The organism is Moorena sp. SIO4A1, assembly GCF_010672065.1.
Lineage (GTDB): Bacteria > Cyanobacteriota > Cyanobacteriia > Cyanobacteriales > Coleofasciculaceae > Moorena.
Genome location: NZ_JAAHHX010000602.1, coordinates 1 through 1,594, shown reverse-complemented (window position 1 = coordinate 1,594; position 1,594 = coordinate 1). Strand labels below are relative to the sequence as shown.

The following is a 1,594-nucleotide window of genomic DNA, read 5'->3' as shown; positions in this document are numbered from 1 at the left end:
GGGAAAGATTATCCAGTCACGGTAAACACGATTATTGCACGGTTTCCAAATTATAAAACTGCACGCTACCCCTAGATTAGTCTGACTTGATTATCTGGCATCATGCACCAGATGTATAGGTTATTAGTGGTTAGTCATTCTTCTGTCAGTCGAGACGACGGTATTTAGGAACTTGTACAAACTACATACAATAAGGTATTCTTGTAGAAATAAACCTTCACCCCACCTAGTTGTGATCCCTTTAAAGTAAGACAGGCATTGCTGAATCTTCGAATGAATAGGAGTAGAGTCGGCATCCTGCCCGCCCGAAAATTTAAGGAACGGGCAAGATACCCATTCCACCAGAATGCCCATTCTACAGGTGCGACCCAAGGGCGATTTACTCGCCCATTGGAAAGCGCACCTACTCTTAAAATCATTCCATTATTAAGGAACGCCGTAAGACAAGTTAAGGCAAGTTAAGGAGGTTGCGATCGCTTGAGAGCAGTTGGGTATTTAAAGATTTGATGAACCCCTTGACATGCTTTGACATGCTGTGGTTAGTATGTAGTTGTTTTGTAGGCATTGTCATCAGTAGGTCTCAAATTGCCGTCATAATTGCCCTGTACCTTCTCAAAGAGCTTAACAGTTACGTTAAGCGAATTGGTATTTCTAAGACTGAGGTGGTGGTCGGTGCTTTGGCACTGTATTTAGGGTGCGAGTCGGATGTGCCATTGAATCAGAGGCTGGCATTGCTGAAAGCCAAAGTATAACCACTACAGGCTTTGGTGTAAAAATAGTTCAGCAGGTGAGAGAGTCAGGAAGAACGATGAGCGATCACCAACGATTAGTAGACTTAAAGAATAACCTAGAGCTGCTATATGAAAAACTTGGCTCCTTTGAACAGGAGTTGATTATCTCCCCAAGTGCCTCTGCCAAGTTTGAACTCAAACAGCGGATTAAGCGAGAAATTTTCCCCAGTATCCGTAAGTATGAAGCCGAGTATTGGGAGTTGTACCCACAAGAGGCTATTCTAATTTCTGATGAAGAAGCTCAAATTCAACTAGCTCAAGTAAAACAGGCTGTTGAATCCCTTGAGCGCATTACACCTGTTGAGTACCCCCCAGAACTAGTGCAGTTGCTGCAAGATATCCGAACCAAATTGGAAGAAGGGGAAAAGGCAGCCTCAGCTAAGTTGAAGGTAATGCTGCCGTTAATTCCTGCGATCGCATCTTATGAGCTGGAAATCGATACAGAAGGGTTTATGTACAAATCCTGGAAGGCAATTAAGAAGCTGGTGAGGAGATAGGGGATGTTAAGGGAAAAGCACGAACAAGCACTATTAAATTGGAAAGAAAAGCTTTATAATTATGAGATTGAACTATCAATAACTGCTAGTACGGAACAAAAGTTTGAACTACGAAAGAAGATTGAAGAATGTGAAAACGAAATTGAACGAATACAAAAAGAGCTAAATATTGCTCAAGAAGATATAAATCAATCTCCAAAGTATCCTAATCATACTTCAATAAACCAACCTCCTATAGATAAGGATAATTCAAAAAATTCTAATAATCCAACAAGATTACTATATTGGAAAGTTATTGGATTGCTT

The 1,594-nt window shown here is 40.8% G+C and carries 3 protein-coding genes; all 3 read left to right on the top strand.

What is annotated here, in order from left to right; genetic code table 11:
- Window positions 1-467 precede the first annotated feature (467 nt).
- Window positions 468-752, top strand: coding sequence for a hypothetical protein (locus F6K53_RS41095; RefSeq protein WP_293086050.1), 285 nt, complete (start codon window positions 468-470; stop codon window positions 750-752).
- 56 nt (window positions 753-808) lie between these two features.
- Entirely contained in the window at window positions 809-1,288 is a 480-nt protein-coding gene (locus F6K53_RS41090) for a hypothetical protein (RefSeq protein ID WP_075900711.1), read from the top strand.
- 3 nt (window positions 1,289-1,291) lie between these two features.
- The coding region (locus tag F6K53_RS41085; RefSeq protein ID WP_293086046.1) for a hypothetical protein at window positions 1,292-1,594 on the top strand (303 nt) is incomplete at its 3' end.

What these genes read in the sequence shown, in the direction of transcription:
- F6K53_RS41090 (WP_075900711.1), top strand. Translation starts at nt 809, where the DNA reads ATGAGCGATCACCAACGATTAGTAGACTTAAAGAATAACCTAGAGCTG.